22 protein-coding genes are annotated in these 17,773 nt (G+C 64.9%); 16 read left to right on the top strand and 6 right to left on the bottom strand.

Annotated features, from left to right (window positions below):
- Positions 1–32 precede the first annotated feature (32 nt).
- From AB7M16_RS36065 to AB7M16_RS36075, 3 genes are read left to right on the top strand one after another with little or no spacing between them, the layout of a single operon-like run.
- The gene (locus AB7M16_RS36065; RefSeq protein ID WP_453946885.1) at positions 33–698 is read left to right on the top strand and encodes an NUDIX hydrolase; all 666 of its coding nucleotides are present in this window, start codon (positions 33–35) and stop codon (positions 696–698) included.
- 49 nt (positions 699–747) lie between these two features.
- Complete coding sequence (locus tag AB7M16_RS36070; RefSeq protein ID WP_453946886.1) at positions 748–1,170, top strand: MAPEG family protein; 423 nt, start codon at positions 748–750, stop codon at positions 1,168–1,170.
- A gap of 35 nt (positions 1,171–1,205) precedes the next feature.
- The gene (locus AB7M16_RS36075) at positions 1,206–2,507 is read left to right on the top strand and encodes an RsmB/NOP family class I SAM-dependent RNA methyltransferase (protein ID WP_453946887.1); all 1,302 of its coding nucleotides are present in this window, start codon (positions 1,206–1,208) and stop codon (positions 2,505–2,507) included.
- A gap of 209 nt (positions 2,508–2,716) precedes the next feature.
- On the opposite strand, the gene AB7M16_RS36080 is transcribed toward AB7M16_RS36075, so the two are convergent.
- The 3 genes from AB7M16_RS36080 to AB7M16_RS36090 form a co-directional block, all read right to left on the bottom strand.
- A complete protein-coding gene (locus tag AB7M16_RS36080) occupies positions 2,717–2,926 on the bottom strand; it encodes a cold-shock protein (RefSeq protein ID WP_008141931.1) in 210 nt (69 codons plus the stop codon).
- A 264-nt stretch (positions 2,927–3,190) separates the two neighbouring features.
- A complete protein-coding gene (locus AB7M16_RS36085; RefSeq protein ID WP_453946888.1) occupies positions 3,191–3,523 on the bottom strand; it encodes a DHCW motif cupin fold protein in 333 nt (110 codons plus the stop codon).
- Between the two features lie 185 nt (positions 3,524–3,708).
- Positions 3,709–4,080 (bottom strand): nuclear transport factor 2 family protein, encoded by a 372-nt coding sequence (locus AB7M16_RS36090; protein ID WP_453946889.1) that lies wholly within the window; start codon positions 4,078–4,080, stop codon positions 3,709–3,711.
- Between the two features lie 147 nt (positions 4,081–4,227).
- On the opposite strand from AB7M16_RS36090, the gene guaA reads away from it, so the two are divergent.
- From guaA to AB7M16_RS36110, 4 genes are all read left to right on the top strand, one after another.
- A complete protein-coding gene (gene guaA, locus AB7M16_RS36095; protein ID WP_453946891.1) occupies positions 4,228–5,826 on the top strand; it encodes a glutamine-hydrolyzing GMP synthase in 1,599 nt (532 codons plus the stop codon).
- A 305-nt stretch (positions 5,827–6,131) separates the two neighbouring features.
- Positions 6,132–6,374 (top strand): type II toxin-antitoxin system Phd/YefM family antitoxin, encoded by a 243-nt coding sequence (locus AB7M16_RS36100; RefSeq protein ID WP_172786382.1) that lies wholly within the window; start codon positions 6,132–6,134, stop codon positions 6,372–6,374.
- Positions 6,375–6,377: 3 nt separating this feature from the next.
- Positions 6,378–6,815, top strand: a complete 438-nt coding sequence (locus AB7M16_RS36105) for a type II toxin-antitoxin system VapC family toxin (RefSeq protein WP_172786383.1) — start codon at positions 6,378–6,380, stop codon at positions 6,813–6,815.
- A 90-nt stretch (positions 6,816–6,905) separates the two neighbouring features.
- The gene (locus AB7M16_RS36110; RefSeq protein WP_453946893.1) at positions 6,906–8,156 is read left to right on the top strand and encodes a serine hydrolase domain-containing protein; all 1,251 of its coding nucleotides are present in this window, start codon (positions 6,906–6,908) and stop codon (positions 8,154–8,156) included.
- Between the two features lie 163 nt (positions 8,157–8,319).
- Here the strand turns inward: AB7M16_RS36110 and AB7M16_RS36115 are convergent, their stop codons facing one another.
- Positions 8,320–8,670, bottom strand: coding sequence for a cupin domain-containing protein (locus AB7M16_RS36115; protein WP_172786384.1), 351 nt, complete (start codon positions 8,668–8,670; stop codon positions 8,320–8,322).
- A gap of 186 nt (positions 8,671–8,856) precedes the next feature.
- Here AB7M16_RS36115 and AB7M16_RS36120 point away from each other — a divergent pair, with 186 nt between their 5' ends.
- The 4 genes from AB7M16_RS36120 (at position 8,857) to AB7M16_RS36135 (ending at position 13,077) form a co-directional block, all read left to right on the top strand.
- Positions 8,857–9,519, top strand: coding sequence for an SRPBCC family protein (locus tag AB7M16_RS36120; RefSeq protein ID WP_172786385.1), 663 nt, complete (start codon positions 8,857–8,859; stop codon positions 9,517–9,519).
- Positions 9,519–9,881: an ArsR/SmtB family transcription factor gene (locus tag AB7M16_RS36125; RefSeq protein ID WP_453946896.1), complete on the top strand. Its 363-nt coding sequence runs from the start codon at positions 9,519–9,521 to the stop codon at positions 9,879–9,881. Before AB7M16_RS36120 ends, AB7M16_RS36125 begins: the two co-directional genes overlap by 1 nt.
- A 345-nt stretch (positions 9,882–10,226) precedes the next feature.
- Positions 10,227–11,480 (top strand): IS110 family RNA-guided transposase, encoded by a 1,254-nt coding sequence (locus AB7M16_RS36130; RefSeq protein WP_172789764.1) that lies wholly within the window; start codon positions 10,227–10,229, stop codon positions 11,478–11,480.
- A 268-nt stretch (positions 11,481–11,748) separates the two neighbouring features.
- The gene (locus AB7M16_RS36135; RefSeq protein ID WP_212257604.1) at positions 11,749–13,077 is read left to right on the top strand and encodes an IS1182 family transposase; all 1,329 of its coding nucleotides are present in this window, start codon (positions 11,749–11,751) and stop codon (positions 13,075–13,077) included.
- 95 nt (positions 13,078–13,172) lie between these two features.
- On the opposite strand, the gene AB7M16_RS36140 is transcribed toward AB7M16_RS36135, so the two are convergent.
- Positions 13,173–13,673 carry a peptide deformylase gene (locus AB7M16_RS36140; RefSeq protein ID WP_453946898.1) on the bottom strand — a complete coding sequence of 167 codons (501 nt, stop codon included), beginning with the start codon at positions 13,671–13,673 and terminating at the stop codon, positions 13,173–13,175.
- Between the two features lie 79 nt (positions 13,674–13,752).
- Between AB7M16_RS36140 and AB7M16_RS36145 the strand changes: the two genes are divergently transcribed.
- Entirely contained in the window at positions 13,753–14,337 is a 585-nt protein-coding gene (locus AB7M16_RS36145) for a TetR/AcrR family transcriptional regulator (RefSeq protein ID WP_453946899.1), read from the top strand.
- Between the two features lie 78 nt (positions 14,338–14,415).
- The gene (locus AB7M16_RS36150) at positions 14,416–14,991 is read left to right on the top strand and encodes a DUF308 domain-containing protein (RefSeq protein WP_453946901.1); all 576 of its coding nucleotides are present in this window, start codon (positions 14,416–14,418) and stop codon (positions 14,989–14,991) included.
- 13 nt (positions 14,992–15,004) lie between these two features.
- Here the strand turns inward: AB7M16_RS36150 and AB7M16_RS36155 are convergent, their stop codons facing one another.
- Positions 15,005–15,460, bottom strand: coding sequence for a cupin domain-containing protein (locus AB7M16_RS36155; protein WP_453946902.1), 456 nt, complete (start codon positions 15,458–15,460; stop codon positions 15,005–15,007).
- A gap of 87 nt (positions 15,461–15,547) precedes the next feature.
- Between AB7M16_RS36155 and AB7M16_RS36160 the strand changes: the two genes are divergently transcribed.
- The 3 genes from AB7M16_RS36160 (at position 15,548) to AB7M16_RS36170 (ending at position 17,767) form a co-directional block, all read left to right on the top strand.
- Positions 15,548–15,835: a hypothetical protein gene (locus tag AB7M16_RS36160; protein ID WP_172786391.1), complete on the top strand. Its 288-nt coding sequence runs from the start codon at positions 15,548–15,550 to the stop codon at positions 15,833–15,835.
- Positions 15,832–16,263: a PIN domain-containing protein gene (locus AB7M16_RS36165; RefSeq protein WP_453947318.1), complete on the top strand. Its 432-nt coding sequence runs from the start codon at positions 15,832–15,834 to the stop codon at positions 16,261–16,263. The genes AB7M16_RS36160 and AB7M16_RS36165 overlap by 4 nt, the downstream gene beginning before the upstream one ends.
- A 280-nt stretch (positions 16,264–16,543) precedes the next feature.
- Positions 16,544–17,767 carry an MFS transporter gene (locus tag AB7M16_RS36170; protein WP_453946903.1) on the top strand — a complete coding sequence of 408 codons (1,224 nt, stop codon included), beginning with the start codon at positions 16,544–16,546 and terminating at the stop codon, positions 17,765–17,767.
- Positions 17,768–17,773: the final 6 nt, after the last annotated feature.

Genomic DNA, 17,773 nt, shown 5'->3' on the forward strand with positions numbered 1-17,773 from the left:
AATTTGCTATTTGTATGAGATAGCATGGGCTTATGGCCGCCGAGCTGATCCGTCCGATCCTTACTGTCGACGTTGTGCTTCTCACCCTGCATGACGACCGCATCCACGTCGTGCTCCAGGCGCGCGAAAAGGCGCCGCATGCCGGGCAGTTCGCGCTGATCGGCGGCTATGTTCACCCGGAGGAAGATCCGTCCACGCAGGCCGCTGCGGCGCGCGTGCTGCGAGGCAAGGCCGGCCTGTCGGTCCGTGTGCTCGAGCAGTTGATGACGTTTTCCGGCGGAAGCCGCGATCCGCGCGGCTGGTCGGCGTCGGTCGCCTATTATGCGCTGTTGCCGCACCAGGATTTCGCCGCGCGGGGCGATGCCTCGCTGAGGATGCTGCCGGTTGCCGAAGCGAAGGGGCTGCCGTTCGACCACGATGCGATCGTGGCCGGCGCGATGCAGCGGTGCCGGCGCCGCGCGGCCTATTCGTCACTGCCGGCCTTCCTGTTGCTGCCGGAATTCACGCTGCCGGCGCTGCGGCGCGCTTATGAGGCCGCGCTCGGCCGCTCCCTCAACGACAGCGCCTTTCGCCGCAAAATCGACGAGCTCAGGATGATCGAGCCGGTCACGGGGTCCCTCAGCAAGGCGACGGCGCGACCAGCGCAATTGTTCCGCCTGACGAAAGCGAACGTTGTCGAATTCGACCGCACCGTGTAGCGGTTGTTTGCGCGAGCCGCCGTTCGCGCCTCAGTTCGGGAAAGTTCCGATGTCCGTTCAAATGGTCTTGCTGCCGGTCTTCGTGCAGATCGCTCTCACCTTCGCGCTGCTGATCGGCATGGTCCTGGCGCGCCGAAGGGCCCTGGTCGCCGGCGAGACCAAGATCCGCGACATTGCCCTGGGCGAGCCGAACTGGCCGAAGGGCGCCACACAAATCGCCAATTGCTACCGCAACCAGTTCGAGCTGCCGGTGCTGTTCTACGTCTTGATCGCGCTGGCATTGCCCTTGCGCCGGGCCGACCTCTTCATCGTGCTGATGTCCTGGGTGTTCGTGGTGACGCGCTTTGCCCATGCCGGCGTGTTCGTCTCCTCCAACGATCTTGGCCGCCGCTCCACGGTCTGGCTCGCCGGCGTGCTGGTGCTGCTCGCGATGTGGATCTACTTCGCGCTGAAGCTGCTGCTGCTGATCTGAGCCTGACGCGCCGGATCCAATCTGAAAGATCTGAAATGACCCCCGCTGCCCGGCTGTCCGCAGCCATTGAAGTGATCGACACCATCGAGAGGGACCGCGTGCCCGCGGCGAAGGCGCTGAAGGAGTGGGGCACCGCGCACCGCTTCGCCGGCTCGGGCGACCGCGCGGCCATCGCCGGCCTCGTCTGGGACGTGCTGCGCCGCTACGCCTCGAGCGCCTGGCTGATGGATTCCGATACCGCGCGGGCCCGGCTGATCGGCATGCTCCGCCTCGAGCGCAACATGGACATGGCGACCATGGGCGCCTTGTTCGACGGCAGCCGCTTTGCGCCGGCGCCGCTGACCGAGGCCGAGCAGGCCGCACTCGCCTCGCGGTCGCTCGAAGACGCGCCGGCCGCGATCGCCGGCGACTACCCGGAATGGCTCGACCCGTACCTTGCCAAGGTGTTCGGGGAGACCCGCCCGGCGGAAGCCGCGGCGATGGCGAGCCGGGCGCCGCTGGACTTGCGCGTCAACACGCTAAAATCCAATCGCGACAAGGTGCTGAAGGCGCTTTCTCATCTTCATGCAAAACCGACGCCCTGGTCCGCAACCGGCCTGCGCATCGAGCTTTCCGCCGATGCGCGCAACCCCGGCATCCAGGCGGAAGAGGATTTCATCAAGGGCGCCATTGAAGTGCAGGATGAGGGATCGCAGCTTGCCGCCCAGCTCACCGCGGCAAAACCCGGCGAGCAGGTGATCGATCTCTGCGCCGGCGCCGGCGGCAAGACGCTGGCGCTCGCCGCCCTGATGCAGGGCAAGGGCCGGCTGATCGCGACCGACCGCGACAAGCGCCAGCTCGCCCCGATCCATGAGCGGCTGTCGCGCGCCGGCGTCCACAATGCCGATGTCCGCACGCCCAAGGGCGAGGCCGATCCGGTTGCCGACATCCGCAGCACCGCCGACCTCGTCGTGATCGACGCGCCCTGCACGGGAACCGGCACCTGGCGCCGCAACCCCGACGCCAAATGGCGCATGCGCCCCGGCGCGCTCGAGATCCGCCTGCGCGACCAGGCCGAGGTGCTGGAGCGTGCGGTTCCGCTGGTCAAGCCGGGTGGCCGCATCGCCTACATCACCTGCTCGGTGCTGGCGGAAGAGAACGGCGAGCAGGTGAGGGCCTTCATCGGCCGTCATGGCGAGTTCACGGTCGTCCCGCCCGAGCAGACCGCGAGCGTGCTCTGGGACCAGGCAGACGCTTTTGGCGAGGCCGCGCTGCAGTCAGCCGAGGGCTGGCTGATGACGCCGCGGCGCACCGGGACGGATGGGTTTTTCGTTTCGGTGCTGAAGAAATCGGGCTGATTTCTCTCCCCGTCATTCCGGGGCGCCCGCAGGGCGAGCCCGGAATCCATCGGGCGGCAGGGTCTGCGGCTCAATGGATTCCGGGCTCTCGCTTCGCGAGCCCCGGAATGACCGGGGCAAGCAAAAGCCCCGCAGACCGAACCCGGTCGCGGGGCTTTCGAGTTCCAACGTTCTGCCGGTACGTCCGCGGTCAGAACGGTGCGCCGGCGTTAGCCGACGCGGAGATTGTCAGCCGACGACTTGCCGCTGCGGCGGTCGGCGACGATGTCGAACGAGACCTTCTGACCCTCGTTGAGGGAGGAGAGGCCGGCGCGCTCGACGGCGCTGATGTGAACGAACACGTCCTTCTGGCCGTCATCCGGCTGGATGAAACCATAACCCTTTTGGGTGTTGAACCACTTCACGGTGCCCATAGCCATGGGAATTTCCTTGTTTAGTTAGAGAGGTACGCACGCAGACCGGTACGCAGCATTGCGCCCATGGTCCCTGATGAGTCGATGTTTGGAGAATTCATCTGAAGCGTGCGCGCCCGTCAGCAACGAAGCGAAGCGGCCCAGTCGTTCGGCCAAGTATCGATGATCACAATATAGCGAGAATTTGGGGCCACTTCAAGGCACCACCCGCGGCTCGGCACCTCGCGTGACTTTGCTATTTTGCGGTGCAAATTAACCGTCGGGCGCGTCTCAGTCGACGATGAAAAGCGTCGCCCCCACGGCCGTCGAGGATCGGTGCGCGGCGTCGCCGAAATCCGACACCTGGTAGCTCATCCCCGCCGTGAGCTTGAATTTGCGCCCGTCGCGCAGCTCGCTGTCGAGCTCGCCCTCCAGCACGTAGAGCACGTGGCCGCGATCGCACCAATGATCGGCCAGATAGCCCGGCGAGTACTCCACCATCCGCACCCGGAGATCGCCGATGTTGAGCGTGCGCCACTTGGCCTCTCCGGTTTCACCCGGATGCGTGGTCGGCTCGACCTTGCTCCAGTCGGTGACGGTGAAGGGGGAGGCAGGGAGTTTCATGGGGAATCCTGTCTTGGAGCCGGCGGGCGCAGTGTTAGCGCACAGGCGTGCCGCAGTCTCCGTCATTGCGAGCGAAGCGAAGCAATCCAGTGATGCATCCGCGGCGGCAGTCTGGATTGCTTCGTCGCACCAGCGCAAAATTGCTTTGCAATTTTGTCGCGGGCTCCTCGCAATGACGGGGATAGTCAATGCGCCAAATGGTTCGCCGAGCCCTGCACGATCAGCCCCGCCTCATTCACCCGCAGATATTCGCAGATTTTCTTGCCCCGCTCGTTCTCGTAGAACACCACGAGGCTGTCAGGGCTGACGAACAGATCGATCAGCGAGAAATGCAGATTGGGCACCAGGGGAAGCGCCTTGCCCCAATAGGCGCGAAGGGCATCCTTGCCGCGCACCGTGCCGCTGGGGTCGAACCCCAGCGCGGGGATGCGGTCCGAGGTCATCACGGCTGCCTCGTCGTAGAGCATGAGCACGCGCGCGAGATCGCGCGCATTCCAGGCCTCGACCCAGGTCCGGCCGAGCGCGGCAAGCGTTGATGGCTGATGGTGCTGTGACATGGCATTCTCCCTGATCGGCCCCTTTCTGAAATGGGGCACAATAGGTCAATAATACTTACCTATACCCCTTTGTCCATGCCCAAAGAAGCATGTGGGCGCACTGCTGCCGTGGTTGCGGCCCGCGCGCCGCCAGCGTATTGGCTGGCCATGACAGCAGCACAGAACGACCGCTCCGCGTCGACGCCCTCGGTGGCCTCGGCGCACGACAAGATTCTCATCGTCGACTTCGGCAGCCAGGTGACGCAGCTGATCGCGCGTCGCGTGCGCGAGGACGGCGTCTATTGCGAGATCGTCCCGTTCAACAAGGCCGAAGAGGCCTTCGAGGAGATGAAGCCGAAAGCGGTGATCCTCTCCGGCGGCCCCGAGTCGGTGCATGAAGCCGGCTCGCCCCGCGCCCCGCAGCTGATCTTCGCCTCCGGCGTGCCGGTGATGGGCATCTGCTACGGCCAGATGACCATGGCGGCGCAGCTCGGCGGTGAGGTCGAGGGCGGCCATCACCGCGAGTTCGGCCGCGCCGATGTCGAGGTCAAGGCCGACAGCCAGCTGTTCGCGGACGTCTGGTCGTCAGGCAGCAAGAACCAGGTCTGGATGAGCCATGGCGACCGCATCACCAAGATGCCGCCGGGCTTCTCCGTCGCCGGCACCTCGCCGAACGCGCCGTTCGCGATCATCCAGGACGAGAAACGCAAATATTACGGCCTGATGTTCCACCCCGAAGTGGTGCACACGCCCGACGGCGCAAAGCTCATCCGCAACTTCGTGCGCAAGATCGCCGGCCTCACCGGCGACTGGACCATGCGCGCCTTCCGCGACGAGGAGATCGCCAAGATCCGCGCGCAGGTCGGCAAGGGCAGGGTGATCTGCGGCCTCTCCGGCGGCGTCGATTCGGCCGTGGCGGCCGTCCTGATCCACGAGGCCATCGGCGACCAGCTCACTTGCGTCTTCGTCGATCACGGATTGATGCGCCTCAACGAGGCCGAGCAGGTCGTCGACCTGTTCCGCCACCACTACAACATCCCGCTCGTGCACGTGGATGCCTCCAAGCAATTCCTCGGCGAGCTCGAAGGCGTCACCGACCCCGAAGCCAAGCGCAAGACCATCGGCCGCCTCTTCATCGAGGTGTTCGAAGCTGAGGCCAAGAAGATCGGCGGCGCCGATTTCCTCGCGCAAGGCACGCTCTATCCCGATGTGATCGAGAGCGTCTCCTTCACCGGCGGCCCCTCGGTCACCATCAAGTCGCACCACAATGTCGGCGGTCTGCCCGAGCGCATGAACATGAAGCTCGTCGAGCCTCTGCGCGAGCTGTTCAAGGACGAGGTGCGCAAGCTCGGCCGCGAGCTCGGCCTCCCCGAAATCTTCGTCGGCCGCCACCCGTTCCCGGGCCCCGGCCTCGCTATCCGCTGCCCCGGCGAGATCACCAGGGACAAGCTCGACATCCTGCGCAAGGCCGACGCCGTCTACATCGACCAGATCCGCAAGCACGGCCTCTACGACGAGATCTGGCAGGCTTTTGCCGTGCTGCTCCCGGTCAAGACCGTCGGCGTCATGGGCGACGGCCGCACCTACGACTATGTGGTTGGCCTCCGCGCCGTCACCTCCACCGACGGCATGACCGCGGACTTCTACCAATTCGACATGAAGTTCTTGGGCGAGACCGCCACGCGCATCATCAACGAGGTGAAGGGCGTGAACCGGGTGGTGTACGACGTGACCAGCAAGCCGCCTGGGACGATTGAGTGGGAGTGAGGATGTCGCTTATCTGAGACATTGACTAGCGTTGCGCGTCGAGGGCGACCTCTATTAAAGCGCAGTTGGTAGGATGGGTAGAGCGCAGCGAAACCCATCGCGTTTGCAAAACGAACTTGATGGGTATCGCTTCGCTCCACCCCTCCTACGATCTACTTGTTTAATATCTTCGCTTCGTCAGGGATCGTTCACTGAGGCAACGAAGCGGGCGCCGGGCTGGAAAGCACTCTGAGGCGGGTACGGCCAAGCCGTCTTGAAAATCGGGCAGTTTACCTATATGACTACTGTAGTCATATAGGTGTCCCATGCGCGAAATTCAGCTTCGTGATGCGAAGGCCAACCTGTCCGCAGTCGTCGATGAGGCGGTCGACGGCAAGCCTGCGGTGATCACGCGTCACGGCAAGAAGCAGGCAGTGGTCTTGGGCTACGAGGAGTGGCAACGGCTGTCGAAGGTCCCAAGCTTCGGGCGGCTCCTGATGGCGGCCCCCACGAGTGCGGGCGATTTGCCGGCCCGGAATCGATCTAAGCTGCGCAAGACCGATTTTTGAGACGTGTACCTCGTTGACACAAACATTATATCTGCGGTGTCGCCGAACCGGCCAGTACCTGCGGCGCTGGTCGAATGGATGGATGCGCAATCCGGCATCCTCTATTTGTCGGTGGTGACGATTGCAGAAGTCGAGGATGGAATAGCAAAGCTGCGGCGCGAAAAGGCTACACGCAAGAGTAAGGACTTGGCGCAATGGCTTGACGCCGTGCTGCACCTCTACGGCGATCGTATCCTGCCGTTCGACATGCCGACCGCGCGGCTCGCGGGGCAGCTGTCGGATCGGGCTCGCGGGCTAGGGCATGCGCCTGGATTTGCCGACATCATCATTGCTGCGACGGCGCGCCAGCACGCGCTGATGATCCTGTCCCGCAACGTCAGGCATTTCGAGCCACTCGGCGTGCCCGTACTCGACCCCTTCACTAAATTGCCGCTCTCCTGATTGTTGCGCAGGTGATGCGCGCTTGCGTCGGGTGTGCGCTGTGGTGGTCCATGATACGACATCTGCATCACCTTTCCGGAGCCAAGCTTGATGTCGATTGCGCCCGCCGCCACTCAGCCTGCCACCACCACCGACCCCGAGCCCCTCGGCTGGATGCGCGGCTTCCCGCCTTCGCCCGACCGCACCATCGCCTTCCATGACGGCTCGTTCCGTAGCTTCCCAGAACTGCGCTGGGCCTGGAGCAACATCCGCCAGCTGGTGCCGACGGTGAATGTCTGGCGCGGGGCTGGACCAGCGTCGCCTCTGCCGCGCGCGGATCACGACATCGGCGCGGTCGCCTCGACCACGATGGACGGCCGGCCCATGACCTTCGCAAAGATGCTGGAGGAGACCTACACCGATGGCATCGCCGTGCTGCATCGGGGCAGGCTGATCTATGAGCGCTATTTCGGCGCGCTGAAGCCGCACAAGCCGCATATCGCGATGTCGGTGACGAAATCGTTCACCGGCGTGCTCGCAGGGATTCTGGTCGCCGGGGGCAGGATCGATCCGCAGGCGCCCGTCACGGACTATGTGCCGGAGCTGAAGGCCAGCGCGTTCGGCGATGCGCGCGTGCGCGAGGTCATGGATATGACCACGGGGCTGCTCTACACCGAGGTCTATACCGACAAGAATTCGGACGTGTGGGGCCTGCGGCGCGCCAACGGCATGGCGCCGATCCCGGCGGGCTATGACGGCCCGACCACCATCTTCGATTTCCTCGTCGCGCAGAAGAAGCAGGGCGAGCACGGCAAGGCCTTTGCCTACAAGACCGTCAACACCGACGTGCTGGCGTGGATCATCAGGCGCGCCAGCGGCATGACGCTGTCCGATCTCTTGTCCGAGCGGATCTGGCAGCCGATGGGTGCGGAGGAGGACGCGCATTATCACGTCGACCGCATCGGCACCGAAAGCGGCGGCGGCGGCCTCTCCACGACGTTGCGCGATCTCGCCCGCTTCGGCGAGACCATGCGCAATCACGGCCGCTTCAACGGCCGCCAGATCGTGCCATCGCAGGTGGTCGAGGACATCGCGCGCGGCGGCGATCCCGAAAAGTTCAAGCCGGCCGGCTACACCACGCTGCCGGGTGCGTCCTATCGCAATCAATGGTGGGTCACGCACAACGACCACGGCGCCTACATGGCGCGCGGCGTCCACGGCCAGGGCATCTACATCGATCCCAAGGCCGAGATGGTGATCGCCCGCTACGCCTCGCATCCGATGGCGGGCAACGCCGCCAACGACCCCGTGACGCTGCCGGCCTACAGGGCGCTGGCGAAGGCGTTGATGGCGGGCGGGTAGGGTGGATTAGCCTGCGGCTGCGCGAAGCGCAGTCCGCCGGCGTAATCCACCATCTCTCGCCGCGCCGTGTTGCCAGATGGCGGATTACGCTTTCGGCTAATCCGCCCTACGAGCTGGCGAAGGCGCTGATGGCGGGCGGGTAGTGCATCGCGAGGCTCGCGCCTCACTCGCGCGCCTCCTGCCAATGCGGATAGGTGACATAGGCGGTGAGGGCGCCTTGCTCGTGCGAGCGGATGGTGACCGTCTCGCCCTTCGGCATGTAGACGATCTCGCCGGGACCGGCGGTGACGGTGCTGCCGGCGCTGGTGACCGAGAGCTTTCCTTCCAGGACGAGCATGACGTCGTCGACTGCAAGCGTCTCGTTCAGGCTCTGGTTCGGCGCGTAGCGGCCGAAGCCGATGGTGATCGGTCCGCCGTGACGCTGGTCGATCACATTGCCGGCGAAGATATCGCCGTCCTGTCCCGGCGAGCGTTCGAGCGAAGCATCGGCGATGGCGAATTTGCGAACTTTCATGAATTCCTTCCGTTCTAGGCGGGGCTTGGTGGGAACAGGGCACCGATAGACGCCTGGACAGGTGTTTGGTTCGCGTCGGCGCGCGAGGCGGTTTGACGCAGTAGCGTCACTGAATATAAGGATTGACTTATATTAGTGGTGTTCGATATTCATTGCCTCACACGAAAGCGACAGGGAGAGGCGCCAATGGAATTCGACGTCGCCAGGGTCCTCGGGCTCGTCACACGTTCGGTGAGGAATTTCGCCAAGGATGGGAAACCGGCGAGCATCGTGACCCTCACGCGGCTCTACGACACCGGCGTCGACGATCTCTGGGACGCCGTGACCAGCAGGGAGCGGATCCCGCGCTGGTTTGCGCCGGTCGAGGGCGACCTCCGGCTCGGGGGACGCTACCAGGTCAAGGGCAATGCGGGCGGCACCATCACGGCCTGTACGCCGCCGACCCATTTCGCCGCGACGTGGGAATTCGGCGGCGCCACGAGCTGGATCGACGTCAGCCTGACAGCCGAGCGAAGCCAGGCGCGCCTGACGCTTGAGCACACAGCGATCATCGAGGATCATTGGAATCAGTTCGGCCCGGGGGCGGTCGGTATCGGTTGGGACCTCGCGCTTGCGGGACTGGAGCGTTATCTTGCGACCGGGGCATCGGTCGACCATGAGACGGCGGAGGCCTGGATGGTCTCGCCCGAGGGCAAGGACTTCATGACGATGAGCGGCGAGCATTGGCGTGCGGCGCATGTCGCAAGCGGGGTCGATCCAGCCACGGCGAAGGAGCGCTCGGACCGAACCATCGCGTTCTATCGCGGCGAGATGCCGCCCGACATCGTTCATCCCGGCACCGGAAGCTGATGCACGCCTTCGAAGTCCTCGCCGATCCCGTGCGCCGCCGCATCCTCGAGCTACTGGCGCCCGGTGAGTTGGCATCCGGCGAGGTCGTCGAAATCATCGGGGCCGAGTTCGGCATCACCCAGGCGGCGGTCTCGCAGCACCTCAAGGTGCTGCGCGAGAGCGGCTTTGCGAGCGTCCGGGCCGAGGCGCAAAGGCGGCTCTATTCGGTCGACGCGGCCGGGCTGCAAGCGGTCGATGCCTGGGTCGGCCAGTTCAGGAATTTCTGGGAGCCGAAGCTGGACGCGCTGGCAACCGAGATCGCGCGCGGCAAGCGCGAGCGTCGCAAGGTACCGATCGCCAAGCGGAGCGGGAAGAGGGCGTGAGGAGAGAGAACGCGTAGGGTGGATTAGCAGACCGCTGCGCAGAGCGCGGCGGGCGGCGTAATCCACCATCTCCCTCGTTTCGTCATGTTCAGATTGGTGGATTACGCTTCGCTAATCCACCCTGTACCCTTGTGGGGTTCGTGGCGGCCTTCGGATGTAGACTGGCCGTCCGGGCCGATCCGCCGGGAGCAGCCTTGTCCACCTGTGCCTCGAGCACCGACGTAGGAACCGCGCCCCGGCGGAGCGACCGCGATCGAGATCCGGTAGGAGGTCGCGCCAAGAGCGCCGGTACAGGGACTGATCAGGATCGTGGTGGCCCGCCTTGCGAGCAAGGAGGTCTCAACAATGATCGAAGATGTACGCTGGTTCGTCGGGATCGACTGGGCAACGCGGAGCCATAGCGTTTGCCTGCTGGATGCCGCGGGAAGACAGGTTGCGCAGCACGAGTTCGACCATGGCGGCGCCGGGCTGACGGAGTTGCGTGACTGGCTGCTGGAGAAGACCAAGGCCGCACCGGGACAGATCGCCGTGGCGATCGAGATGCCGCACGGCCCGGTGGTGGAGATGCTGCTCGAGCACGGGTTTGCGGTGTTTGCCATCAATCCCAAGCAACTGGATCGCTTCCGCGATCGCTTCACGGTGGCCGGTGCCAAGGACGACCGCCGCGATGCTCATGTGCTCGGCGCCTCGCTGCGCACTGACCGTGCTGCTTTCCGTCGGCTTGTGGCAGACGATGCGGCGATGATTGAGCTACGGGAGTGGTCGCGCCTGGCGGACGAACTGCAGCAGGAACGCACGCGGCTTGCCAACCGCTTGCGTCAGCAGTTGTGGCGATATTATCCCCAGGCCACCAAGTTGACCGACGATGTCGCCGACGAATGGTTCCTGGCGCTTTGGCAGAAGGTGCCGACCCCCGCCAGTGCGGTCAAGGCCAGCGAGAAGGCCATCGCAGGTGTTCTCAGGGACTATCGTATCCGCCGTCTCAATGCGGCGACGGTGCTCGGGACTTTGCGCGAGGCACCGCTGTTCGTAGCCCCCGGCACGACGGAGGCAGCCTGCGCTCACATCCGCAGCCTGGCGGCACGTCTGCACCTGGTCAATCGGCAGATCAAAGAGGCTCATCAGAACCTGGACCGGCTATGTGCCGAGTTCGAAGGAGAGGAGAAGCCGTCGGGGCAGAGCTCGGAGCAGTGCGACGTGACGATCCTACGCTCCTGGCCAGGAATCGGCAGGATCAATCTCGCCACACTGCTCGCCGAGGCCGCAGAGCCCCTGCGCAGACGAGATTACCATGCTCTGCGCGCCTTGGCAGGGGCTGCGCCGGTGACGCGGCAAAGCGGCAAACAACGCTTCGTGATCCGCCGCCTCGCCTGCAACAGGCGGCTACAGAGCGCCGTCCATCACTGGTCGCGTGTCGCCATCCAACACGACGCTGCCAGCAGGCGACGGTATGATGCCTTGCGCAGAAAAGGACACGGTCACGCGCGGGCTCTGCGCAGCGTGGGAGATCGCTTGCTTTTTGCCCTGTGCACGACGCTCAAGCGACAGACCCCATACGATGCGGACCATAACGGCACAAAGAACTCCGCGAACGGGTGAGCCCCATTCCTTTGTTCGGCCGGGCGACCATTCCTTCGTCCCGACCTGCCGAGCGCCAGAGCGCCGCCCGCAGATGCTGTCCAGGATGCCGAAGGCACCGGCAAAGCCGGCGCGCAGCGTCCTGGACTGCATCGAGCACGGCGCTACCATATTGCCCTATAAGGACGTTCCCCTTGACCAAGGGTAGGAGGTCCTACGAGACTGTGAATCTTTTGTACCGCGCGTCAGACGAATGTGATTCTCTGGGCAGACTGATCTGCTGGAGAGGATGATGGCTGACGACGGACTTTTTGGTGAATTGCCGGAGCAGTCGGCACGAACCGAAGCGGTGCCGCAAGGCGCACCTCGGCTGCGCGAGCCTGTGCGCAATCAGGTCGAATTGCGAGCGGTCGATATCGACAGCCTGATCGGGCAGGATCATCCAGCGCGGGTGATCTGGGCTTATGTCGAAGGGCTGGACCTGAGCGAGCTGGAAGATCGCGTCAAGGCACGGGAAAACAGGCCGGGCCATCCGGCGCCATCGCCACGGTTGTTGCTGGCGCTTTGGCTGTACGCCGCGAGCGATGCCGTTGGCAGCGCGCGGGCGCTGGACCGGCTCTGCGACAGCCACGACGTCTACCGCTGGCTCTGCGGTGGCGTGTCGTTGAACCATCACGGGCTGTCGGACTTCCGGGTCGGCTGTGCCGACTTGCTCGACCGTTTGCTGGTTGAACATCTGGTGGCCCTGAACGAGGCAGGGCTGGTCGATCTGGAGAAGCTGACCCAGGACGGGGTGCGGATACGAGCGAATGCCGGGACCGGATCTTTCCGGCGGGAGGCGACGCTGGATCGGCAGATGGCGCAGGCCGAGGCCATTGTGGAAGAGCTCAAGCGCGAGGTCGATGCGGACCCGGAAGCCAGCAATCGGCGGATCCGGGCCGCCAAAGAGCGGGCGGCGCGCGAACGCAGCGAGCGGGTGCAAGCCGCGCAGGCCGCGCTGGCCGAGATCAAGCGCAAGCGAAAACAGCTCGACGACAAGGGCGGCAATGGCAAGAAGCCGAAGGAGCCTCGGGCCTCCACCACCGACCCGCAGGCCAGGGTGATGAAGATGGCCGATGCCGGCTTCCGTCCGGCCTATAATGTGCAGGTGGCTAGCGCGGCTGGCGAACTGATCGTGGTCGCGATCGATGTCGACAACAGCGGCTCAGATCGTGGCTTGATGCGCCCGATGCTGGAGCGAACGCGCGCTCGGCTGAAGCGCTTGCCACGCCGCTACCTCGCCGATGGCGGGTTCTGCACTGGCGACGACATCGAATGGGCGCATGGCGAGGGCATCGAGGTTTACTGTCCACCGCCCCAATCCAGGAGCGGTGTCGATCCCTTCTTACCCCGGAGCAGCGACGGTCCTGGCATAGCGGCCTGGCGTGCTCGCATGGCCAGCGAAGCCGGCAAGGCACAGTACCAGGCCCGTACCATCTGCGAATGCATCCATGCCCGCTGGCGCAACTGGGACCTCAGGCAACTGACCGTGCGCGGCATCGAGAAGGTCCGTGCCGTCGTGCTCTGGTACGCCCTCACCAACAACATCCTGCAAGGGCATCGTCTCGCAAAAGCATAGATAACCAACAGCCTGACGCCGCCGGCTTCCCCCATCAAGGGGCGATACCACCCCTTGATGCCGAAGCCGAAACAAAACGAATTGGCTCACAGGCTCTACGAATTCCGAGCCATCTTCTCGTACTTTTTCACCAGCCGCTCCCGCTTCAGCCGCGACAGCCGCTGGATCCAGAACACGCCGTCGAGCTGGTCGATCTCGTGCTGATGGCACACCGCGCGCAAGCCATCCGATTCCTCGGTGTGCATGTTGCCGTCGAGATCAGAATAGCTGATCCGCACCCGCGCATGGCGCTGCACCTCGTCGTTGACCCCGGGCATCGAGACGCTGCCTTCGCGATGCATGATCATCTCCGGCGAGGCCCATGTGATCTCCGGATTGACGTAGGTCTGCGGGCCGTCCTTCGCGTCGAGCTCCAGCACCACGACGCGCAGCGGCACGCCGATATGCGGCGCAGTGATGCCGATGCCGGGCGCGGCGCGCATGGTGTCGAGCAGATCCTGCGCGAGCTCGCGCAAGGCATCGTCGAACGCGGTGACTGGGCGGGCCGGCAGCGCAAGCCGGCGGTCGGGGTAGCGCACGATCGGGCGAATGGTCATGCAGGCTCCTACCACTCGCTCACGGATCATTGAAGCATGTCTGCTTGACTGTCTACCTACTGGAAGGTAGCTAAGCGCCATGAGTACCGTTTCCTCGACTGCCGACGACATTCTTGCCTGCGCCCGCACGCTGATCATCGCCGGCGGCTACAACGGCTTCAGTTACGCCGACATCGCCGATGTCGTCGGCATCCGCAAGCCGAGCATCCACCACCATTTCGCCAGCAAGGTCGACCTGGTCCGCACCCTCGTGGCGCGCTATCGCGAGGAGGCCCAGGCGGGACTGTCGGCGCTCGAACGCAATGTCGCCGACCCCGCCGAGCAGCTCAAAAGCTACGTCGCCTATTGGGAGGCGTGCATCAAGGATGCGACGGCTCCGTTCTGCATCTGCGCGCTCCTTGCCAGCGAGCTTCCGATCCTGCCCGAGGAGGTGGCGCTCGAAGTCCGCGCGCATTTCCGCTCCCTCTCGTCCTGGCTGGCTGCGGTGATGGAGCGCGGCAAGCGGCAAGGCCGGCTCCATCTCTCCGGCACGGCGCGGGCCGAGGCGGAGGGATTCATGGCAACCGTTCACGGCGCGATGCTGTCCGCGCGGGCCTATGGCGATCCAAAAATCTTCGCGACCATCACCCGGCCGCTGCTGGAGCGGCTTTCCACCAGGCACTGACGTGATCGGCACAGGCCAGGGCGGTTCGAACCTTTCCGCTTCCACCAAAACTACCAACTAGTAGGTAAGGGATAGGCTATGAGAAACAGCGAGATGGCTTTGGGCGCCGATCAGGCGCAATGGCTGAAGCAGTACTACTTCATGCGTGCCGCGTTCTCCGCCGCCTGGGTTGTTGCGGCCTTCGCGCTCGCGCCCTCGTCGGCGGCGATCTCGGCGGCGTTGCTCGTCGCTTATCCCGCGTGGGACGCCGCGGCCAATTATCTCGACGCCCTAAACAGTGGCGGGCTGAACCACAACCGCACGCAAGGCCTCAACGTGCTGGTCAGCCTCGCGACCACCATTGCGGTCATCCTGGCCTTGCAGGTCAGCATGAACTGGGTGCTCGGAATCTTCGGGGCCTGGGCGATCCTGTCCGGATTGCTCCAGCTCGGTACGGCCGTGCGGCGCTGGAAACGTTTCGGCGCGCAATGGGCCATGGTGCTCAGCGGCGGCCAGTCGGCCCTGGCGGGCGGCTTCTTCATCTTTCAGGCCGCGATGCCCGCGGTGCCGTCGATTGCGAATGTCGCGGGCTATGCCGCGGTCGGCGCGATCTACTTCCTGGTCTCGGCGGTCTGGCTCACGGCCGGCAGCTGGCGCCGCAGCGCGACCCTGTGAGCCGCGATGTCACTTACGGATAAGGCGTGCCGTCCTTGTGCAGAAAGCGGCCGTCCGATGCCGGGCTCATCATGTCGATGTCGGAGCAGGTGATGAGGTCGGCTGGCGAGCGCGAGCCGATCTCGAGGTAGACCGCGGTGGCGTCCGAGCGGTTGATCATGTGATGGCCGTTGCCGCTGGCCTTGGGGAAGGCGGCGCAATCGCCGGCGCGCAGCACGGTTTCGCCGCCATCCTCGATCAGCGTCACTTCGCCTTCGAGAATGTAGACGAACTCGTCCTCGTGCGAATGCCAATGCCGCTGGCTCGACCAGCCGCCCGGTGGCAGGCGCATCAGATTCACGCCGAAATCCGACAGGCCGCCGGCATCGCCGAGCCGTTTGCGAATGCGCTCGGCGCAAGGCGCGCTGAAGGGCGCCGGATAGCCGGAGCCCTTGCGGGCCGGCACTTTGGCGACGTCGATCTTTGGCATGAGGGACTCCAATCGTCGGTTACCGAGGTCGGCGCATTCGCGAACATCTTGCGATGTGTTACATAAGGGCGTATGTAAGTCAGCATCATGGCCCATATCAGCATCCGCGATCTACAGAAGATTTCCGGTGAAGCCATTGGTGCATTGCCCGGCCCGACGGCGGTGAAATCGGGTGAGCGAACGGTCGGGCTGCTCATCCCGCTCAAGGCGACCGATCCGGAGCGCTTGGCTGCCGTGCTGGCGCGCGCGGAGCGGCTGGCCAAAGGGCGCGACGCGGCGGCGGATGATGCCGCGCTGGCCGAGTTCGGCGAGGTCGATCCGGTCGATTGGTCGATTGCTGCGGTGAAAGCCCTGACGCGCAAGCGGAAGACGTGAGACCACCGTCGGCAACAATCGTCATCGATCCGGCCATTCTGGTCGCCGCTGTTCGCGGTCGAAGTTCCGGGGCGCTTTTGGCCGCCGCGGAGAAGGTGGTCTTCGTGACAACGGACCGTGTCGTCCAGGAGGCACGCCGGCGCATCGCGCTCGGCATGCAGCGCCCCGAACTGCTCGATGTGCTCGACGAGCTCGCCGAGCTGTTGACGATCGTTCCCGTTGCGTCGCTGGAGCCGGTCATGGCCCGGTGCGAGGAGACCCTTCGCGATGCCGTGCCGAGCCGCAATGGATCGGTGCGCGATGCCCATGTGCTCGCGCTCGCGGGGAGCGTCGAGGCCGATGTTTGGACCACCGACCGCGACTTCGCCGGAACCGGCGTGGCAACGTGGTCAACGCCCAATCTTGTGCGTGGTCTTGGCGAGATCTGAGCATCGAACCGCACAGCATGCGTGGCCCAGAGATGCTCTCGAACGGGGGGATGATGCCGTTATGCCGGTGTTTTGCCCGACGGGTCAACCCGCGCCTCGACCTTGCAAATGGCCGTCCTCGTAAGTCATTGATCCCGCTGGCGCCGGCTACTGTGCATGGGGTTGTTTTTCGAGTTTTGTTGGCAGGTCACGAAAGCGTGCGGCAAATGCGACGTCGCCCTGTCGGCCGGCGCAGTTCCCATTCGTCTTCCAGGCGAGACAGAGCTGACGGGAGACTGAAATGACTGCTTCCAACTATCGCTGGGTGATCGTCGCCGCCGGCGGCGTGCTTGGCTGCGTCGCGATCGGCGGCATGTTTTCGCTGCCGGTGTTCCTGCAGCCGATCACCAAGGACACCGGCTGGTCGGTGACCGGCATCTCCAGCGCGATGACGATCGGCTTTCTGGCGATGGCCTTCACCAGCATGGCCTGGGGCACGCTGACGGACCGGTTCGGGCCGCTGCCGGTGGTGCTGACCGGATCGACCGTGCTGGCGCTCAGCCTGTTCGCGGCGAGCCTCGCCACCTCGCTGATCGTGTTCCAGATCGTGTTCGGCCTGTTGGTCGGCGCCGCCTGCGCGGCGATCTTCGCGCCGATGATGGCGACCGTCACCGGCTGGTTCAATACCAATCGCGGCCTTGCGGTGTCGCTGGTCTCGGCCGGCATGGGCATGGCGCCGATGACGATGTCGCCGCTGGCGGCCTGGCTCGTCTCCGGCCACGACTGGCGCACCTCGATGCAGATCATTGCGCTCGTGGTCGGCGCCATCATGATCCCGGTCTCGTTCCTGGTGCGCCGTCCGCCGGCGCTCGCGCAAGGCCCGGCCGCGCCCGTGGGCGAAGCCGCCGCCGGACAAAACGAGATGTCGATGGGTGAGGCGCTGCGTTCGCCGCAATTCCTGATCCTGCTCGCCACCAACTTCTTCTGCTGCGCGACGCATTCCGGCCCGATCATCCACACCGTCAGCTATGCCGTGAGCTGCGGCATCCCGCTGGTCGCGGCGGTGACGATCTACAGCATCGAGGGGTTTGCCGGCCTCGGCGGGCGCATCGCCTTCGGCCTGATGGGCGACCGCTTCGGCGCCAAGCGCGTGCTGGTCTCGGGCCTGCTGCTGCAGGCCTTCGGTGCGCTCGCCTATGTCTTCGCGCAACAGCTCACGACGTTCTATGCGGTCGGCGCCATCTTCGGCTTCATCTATGCCGGCACCATGCCGCTCTACGCCGTGCTCATCCGCGAGAACTTCCCGCTCAAGATGATGGGCACGGTGATCGGCGGCACGGCGATGGCCGGCAGCCTCGGCATGGCGACCGGCCCGCTCGCCGGCGGCCTGATCTACGATGCCTTCTCCAGCTATGCCTGGCTCTACATCGCCTCCTGGGCGATGGGCCTAGGGGCCTTCCTGATGGCGATGACGTTCCGCCCGTTCGCAAAGCCGCAAGGCGAGGTGGCGCCGGCGGCGGCATGAATTCGC

This window comes from Bradyrhizobium sp. USDA 372 (assembly GCF_053629095.1).